We start from the raw sequence: 6,000 nt of genomic DNA on the forward strand, positions 1-6,000 counted from the left end.
TAATCATTTATCCCGTAAGTACTGAATAAATTAAATACATAGCAACTCCGATCACAGTCGTTGCAAAAATCTTTTGCACTCGATTAGCATCTATCCGATGTATTAAACTGCGCCCAATTAACATCCCCACAATACACGCCATAACGAAAGTGAGCGTGATGGAAACAGGATATTGAAAGCCGTCCAACACGTGGGCAGAAATACTAACCCCACCAATTAGAAAAATAATCATCAAGGAGGTCGCAACGATACTGCGCATATCGAGGTCTGTCACTTTACGTACTGCTGGAACAATCACAAAACCACCACCCACTCCAAGCAAGCCAGTTAACAAACCTGCCACCATACCAATAATACCGAGAGATAAAGCAGTTTTCATATTCCAGATCAGGCGACCTGTAGTTTGATTAACCTTGCACAGTGTATTTTCATGATCATGGACTTTATTAAAGAATATCCGGTAAGCGACGAGCAGCATCACTAGACTGAATGCTAGGGTTAGCCATACTGGAGATATAATTCCTGCTAGATGCACACCATAACGTGCTGATGGAATGCTGATGAGAGCAATCCAAAGCGCAGCACGATAACGCACTATACGTTTGAATAAACCTTCAAATGTTCCAACCAAGGCGGATAGAGTGACTGCAAGTAGGCCCACAGGGGCAGCCTGTGCTACAGTCCACCCTTGACTCGCCATGAGTGCCGGCACAGCGAGAATACCTCCACCAGCACCTGTTAACCCTAGCAAGCCACCAATGGCCAAGCTTTCCAGTATCAACATCCACATAGCCCACACCCCTCTTTAAATCAAGCAATTCAACAAAAGACAAACCTTGTTGTTTAATGTTGAAACTTGTTTATCTGAAATAGTTAAGTGGAAGTTTCAAATAAGAAACTCCATTCTCTTCTGGCTCAGGGAACTGTCCGGCTTTCATGTTGATCTGTATCGAAGGTAAAATTAGTTTTGGCATACTCAAACCCGCATCGCGCTTATTACGCATTTCTACAAATTCAGCTTTGGTCGTACCATGATGAATATGAATATTTCGGTTTTTTTGCGTCTGAAGATCCGTCTCACATACATAGCGATCACGGGTTTGTGGTAAATAGTCATGGCATAGAAATACTCGGGTACTCTCTGGCAGTTCAAACAGGCGCTGTACCGAATCAAAAAGTATTGCTGCACTTCCCCGCGGAAAGTCACAACGTGCCGTACCATAATCCGGCATAAACAAAGTATCCCCGACAAAGACAGCATCACCGATGACATAACTTAAGCAGGCCGGTGTATGTCCGGGGGTGGGAATGTTATATGCTTCGATTGAACCAATCTGAAATTTCTCATCATCTTCAAATAGGTAATCAAATAACTGCTGGGCATTCCATTGCTTAATATCCAAATGATAGATCGCAGCAAAGGTCTCCTGTACCACAGCAATTTTTTGACTCATGGCAATCTTGCCGCCCAATTCAACTTTGAGATACTGCGCTGCGGTCAAGTGATCTGCATGGACATGGGTTTCCAGAATCCACTCGACTGTTAAACCCTGTGCTTTGACATAGGCAATAATCTGATCGGCATGTGTGGTCGAAGTGGTTGCAGATGCAGCATCATAATCCAACACACTGTCAATAATTGCGCATGCCTGAGTTGTAGGATCACTCACCACATAACTAAAAGTATTGGTATCTTCATGAAAAAAATCTTTTACAACAGGGAAATTTGACATCATTAAGCTCCTGCCCACTTACGGTGAATCAACACGCCTACAAGCATTGCGACAATAAAATACAGGACCTGATAATGTCCAAGACCAATCAAAGTAAAACTTGGTGCAGGACATACACCAGCAACTCCCCAACCGATACCAAACAGCAGGCTGCCAATGATTAAGCGTGGGTCAAGTTTTTGACTGGTTGGCAATAAAATAGGTTCGTTAAAAACGGTTTTCGGTGCTGCAGAACGTATAGCTTTTTGAAAGGGAATAAATGCTACGGCAATTGCACCCATCATGACAAAGGCTAGACTGGCATCCCAGTCACCAAACAGATCTAGGAAATCCAGCACTTTTTCTGGATTCGACATACCTGATACCATCAGCCCCACAGAAAACAAACCACCAAAAATAAAAGCGAGAAAATTTTTCATTTAGAAAGCTCCTGTGATATGGCGAATCATATAAACAGTGACAAAACCAGCAAACATGAAACTCATGGTGGCCACGATGGAACGTTTAGACAAACGACTCATCCCGCAAATGCCGTGACCGCTGGTACAACCTGAACCTAAGCGTGTACCAAAGCCAACCAAGAGACCCGCAACCACCATCATCAGCGGACTCGCATTCAATTCAATTTCTGGCTGAACAAACAGTCCATAGATAAATGGCACCGTGATTAAGCCCAACAGAAACCAAATTGCAGGTGTTTTAAACATCGTTGAAGGGTTCAGCACCTGTTCGATTAAACCACTGATTCCGGCGATACGACCATGCACATAAAGATAGCCGACCACGGCTACGCCAAGAAGCAATCCGCCTAAAAATGCGATCAGAAAATCATGCATAGTAAATATACCCACTTACAATATATTTTTTTATATTATATAATAATTTTAATTATTCAAGTAGAAGATCTTAATTTTTTTATCTCATTATTAGGATGCATTCATGAACACTACTCAGTTAAAAACGCGAATAGACTTCTCACAAGTTGATCTTGTTAGTGATTGTCTAAAAGTTTTATCAAACCCAGATCGTCTTAAAATTCTATGTGTTTTGGTGGAAGGTGAACTCAATGTGCAGCAAATTGAAATACGCACTAATATCTACCAACCCACCTTGTCACAACAACTAACAGTTTTAAGAAACAATCAGATCGTATCGACACGACGGGAGGGTAAACAGATTTTTTATCAATTAAGCGATATGCGCGTGTTAAAAATCATGCAGACACTCTATGAAATTTATTGCAGTCACGATTAAGGTTCTGTCGCATTTCACCCTTTACAGTATCTAATCTAGTTCTTAATGCGATAGAACCATTTAACATAATGGCTGTTATACGAAATTAATGGATGTTCATATAGATTACTTGCATATTGTATTCGATCGAATACAATATAGTGAGAAGAGAAGGAATCCTCATGATTGAAATTAAACGTCTGCCAGAATTTGATGAATGGTTGGATGGCATTAAAGACAATATGACCCGTATCCGCCTGAATCGTCGATTAGATAAGGTTCAACGTGGAAACTGGGGAGACATTAAACCTCTCCAAGATGGCGTTTGGGAAATGAGAGAATTCTTCGGTTCTGGATGGAGGATGTATTACATCCAACATGGTGACGTTGTGATTGTAATGCTTGGTGGTGGAGATAAATCAACTCAACAACAAGACATCGATCGTGCAGTCAAACTATCGAAAACGTTGGAGGATTAAAATGGTTAAAGTAGCTGATTTACCAAGTTTTGATATGGCTGAGTCACTCAAAACTGAAGAAGACATTGTGATTTATCTCAATATGGTTCTTGAAGAGAATGATCCAGCTGAATTAGCTCATGCACTTGGTGTTATTGCTAAAGCTCGTGGCATGACTCAAATCGCTAAAGAAGCAGGGATTGGGCGTGAGGCACTCTACAAAGCCCTACGTCATGATTCAGCACCACGTTTTGATACAATTAATCGTGTAGTAAATGCTTTAGGCTTAAAACTCACAGTACAACACGCCTAAAGCTTTAAAAAATATAGTAAAAATGGGAGCTAAAGGCTCCCATTTTTAGATTCCTATAACGTGTATTATGTTAATTTTAGAGAAACTCATAAATGAATATAATAATTTGATTAAAATCCATTCTCTAAAATTCGGATATCAACTCCAAGCACATCATCTTTTATCTTAAAGTGATGTTCTTGCATATGTACGGTTGCAAGGTGGGCATCTAAATGTTTGATACTTTTCCATTTTTCCAACATAACGACTGTATTTTTCAATGGCGCCTGATAAGACGCATGACTCTCATGATTAATAAGTAATTCGTAACCAAAACAACCATCTTCTTCAAACACTGTTGGTGTGATCTCCTTGAATGAATTGATTACATGTTGCAGATGCTTTGAACCGGGTTTTACTTTAATTTCAGCAATAATTGTTAACATGATTTACCTCTATATCACTGATGCAGAAAAATTACGGATCAAATGTTGGCGATAGTCATCTTTTATTTGTGGTAAGTTTGGTGCTTTGATGACGTCATGAGCAATAAATGTTGACATGCTTTGCATACCAAGAAACTCATTGGCTTTTCGAAAAGGCAAATAAACCCCATCTACACCTCTCCCCTCAAAAAATTGTTTTGGATCAGTAAATGCTTCAGCAGGTGCATTCCAAGTTAATGACAGCATAAATTTTTTGCCATGCATTAAGCCTCCCGAACCATATTTTTTAGAAGTATCCGAACGTGAACGACCATCATTAGCGTATATATGACCATGACCTTCAGTAAATACATCATCAATATATTTTTTTACTGTCCATGGTGCACCCATCCACCAGCCTGGCATTTGATAAATAATAGCATCAGCCCAAAGATATTTTTTTACCTCCTCTTTTGGATCAAAAGCACTATCAGCACGCGTAACTTTAACTTTATGACCTAATTTGGTTAACACTTCTTCTGCTAAAATTGTCAAGGTATCATTCAATTCACCATTAGAATGAGCAAAAGTTTTAGCACCATTGATAATTAAAATATTATTCATCTTCATCCCAAATTGAATAGAGAAGTACAATATAAATTTAAGATCCATCAACATAAATGCAATTATTAACAAAACATTATTGATTAATTGTTAATAATTAAAATTAATATATAATTAAAAATGATTTTTTATTAATGATTTACTTAGATATGAAATCTACATTTGATGAACTTTTAGTATTTGTTACGATCGCTGATTGTGGCTCTATAGTGAAAACAGCAGAACAATTAAATCAAACAACATCTGCTATCAGTCGCACATTACAACGCCTCGAAAAAAAATTAAATGTTAAATTAATCGAACGTACAACCCGTAGCCTTAATCTTACCTATGATGGAAAAATTTTTTTAGAAAGAGCAAGAAAATTACTTTCTGATTTGAATGAAGCTGAAGAGTTGTTAATTAATCCAGGTACTGAACCTACAGGCTTAATTAAAATAGATTCAGCAACACCGTTTGTATTGCATGTAATTATTCCATTAATACCAGAGTTTATAGAACGATATCCAAAAATCAGTATTGAACTAACTAGTCATGATCATGTAATTGATTTATTAGAGCATAAAATAGATGTTGCTATACGATTTGGTGATCTAGAAGATTCAAGTCTCTATGCAAAATTATTATATAAAAGTCGTTTGTATATCGTTGCTAGCGCTGAATATCTCAAAAAAAATAACTTACCAAAATCTATTATTGAGTTAAATCAACATAGATTATTAGGATTTAGCCATCCTTTGCATTTAAATAATTGGCCAATTTATATAAATGATCAACTATATAAAACTTCACCATCTATTACAGCTTCTAATGGCGAAAGTGTTCGTCAACTTGCTTTACAAGGCGTAGGAATCGCTTGTCTCTCTGAATTTTTAATTTTAAAGGATATAAAAGAAGGTAAATTAATTGCTTTATTTGAAGATGAAATAAAGATTCATGAGCAAAAAATCCATGCTGTCTATTACAAAAAAAATTATATACCTAAGAGAGTTAGATTATTTATTGATTATTTATATGAAAAATTACAACAGCTTAATTAATTTTAAATGGATTTTTCAAACCAGAGTCTGAAAAATCCACCAAATCACTACCCATTTAACATAATGGAGGTTATGCGAAGTCGACTTGTTAGAACCCATTTAAAGTGTCTATATTCTCACCAATAAAAATGTCTGGTTTATGATGGTTTTTATCACCATGGACTGGATATAAAATATGGATGCTGATCACTATGT

At 37.4% G+C, this 6,000-nt stretch carries 10 protein-coding genes; 4 read left to right on the forward strand and 6 right to left on the reverse strand.

The genetic code is table 11. The annotated features are described in order from the left end of the window. Positions 1 to 7: 7 nt before the first annotated feature. The 4 genes from AC1IR0_RS15220 to AC1IR0_RS15235 form a co-directional block, all read right to left on the reverse strand. Positions 8 to 790: a sulfite exporter TauE/SafE family protein gene (locus AC1IR0_RS15220; protein WP_086044976.1), complete on the reverse strand. Its 783-nt coding sequence runs from the start codon at positions 788 to 790 to the stop codon at positions 8 to 10. 70 nt (positions 791 to 860) lie between these two features. After that, positions 861 to 1,733 (reverse strand): MBL fold metallo-hydrolase, encoded by an 873-nt coding sequence (locus tag AC1IR0_RS15225; protein ID WP_086044975.1) that lies wholly within the window; start codon positions 1,731 to 1,733, stop codon positions 861 to 863. Between the two features lie 2 nt (positions 1,734 to 1,735). Beyond that, positions 1,736 to 2,152, reverse strand: a complete 417-nt coding sequence (locus AC1IR0_RS15230; RefSeq protein WP_155861417.1) for a DUF6691 family protein — start codon at positions 2,150 to 2,152, stop codon at positions 1,736 to 1,738. Beyond that, on the reverse strand, positions 2,153 to 2,569 hold the full coding sequence (locus AC1IR0_RS15235) for a YeeE/YedE family protein (RefSeq protein ID WP_086044973.1): 417 nt from the start codon (positions 2,567 to 2,569) through the stop codon (positions 2,153 to 2,155). It lies immediately after the preceding gene. A 103-nt stretch (positions 2,570 to 2,672) separates the two neighbouring features. On the opposite strand from AC1IR0_RS15235, the gene AC1IR0_RS15240 reads away from it, so the two are divergent. The 3 genes from AC1IR0_RS15240 to AC1IR0_RS15250 all read left to right on the forward strand — a co-directional run bounded on the left by AC1IR0_RS15240 (position 2,673) and on the right by AC1IR0_RS15250 (position 3,737). Beyond that, positions 2,673 to 2,987: an ArsR/SmtB family transcription factor gene (locus tag AC1IR0_RS15240; protein WP_086044972.1), complete on the forward strand. Its 315-nt coding sequence runs from the start codon at positions 2,673 to 2,675 to the stop codon at positions 2,985 to 2,987. Between the two features lie 161 nt (positions 2,988 to 3,148). Continuing rightward, positions 3,149 to 3,445: a type II toxin-antitoxin system RelE/ParE family toxin gene (locus AC1IR0_RS15245; RefSeq protein ID WP_004647749.1), complete on the forward strand. Its 297-nt coding sequence runs from the start codon at positions 3,149 to 3,151 to the stop codon at positions 3,443 to 3,445. Between the two features lies 1 nt (position 3,446). Beyond that, entirely contained in the window at positions 3,447 to 3,737 is a 291-nt protein-coding gene (locus AC1IR0_RS15250; RefSeq protein ID WP_004647750.1) for an addiction module antidote protein, read from the forward strand. A gap of 110 nt (positions 3,738 to 3,847) precedes the next feature. On the opposite strand, the gene AC1IR0_RS15255 is transcribed toward AC1IR0_RS15250, so the two are convergent. Beyond that, a complete protein-coding gene (locus AC1IR0_RS15255) occupies positions 3,848 to 4,162 on the reverse strand; it encodes a putative quinol monooxygenase (RefSeq protein ID WP_005105962.1) in 315 nt (104 codons plus the stop codon). A gap of 9 nt (positions 4,163 to 4,171) precedes the next feature. Then, positions 4,172 to 4,765, reverse strand: coding sequence for an NAD(P)H-dependent oxidoreductase (locus tag AC1IR0_RS15260; RefSeq protein WP_004647752.1), 594 nt, complete (start codon positions 4,763 to 4,765; stop codon positions 4,172 to 4,174). A 149-nt stretch (positions 4,766 to 4,914) separates the two neighbouring features. Here AC1IR0_RS15260 and AC1IR0_RS15265 point away from each other — a divergent pair, with 149 nt between their 5' ends. Continuing rightward, a complete protein-coding gene (locus tag AC1IR0_RS15265) occupies positions 4,915 to 5,805 on the forward strand; it encodes a LysR family transcriptional regulator (protein ID WP_035334907.1) in 891 nt (296 codons plus the stop codon). The last annotated feature ends 195 nt before the right edge of the window (positions 5,806 to 6,000 follow it).

It is taken from the genome of Acinetobacter sp. 129952 (assembly GCF_056642055.1).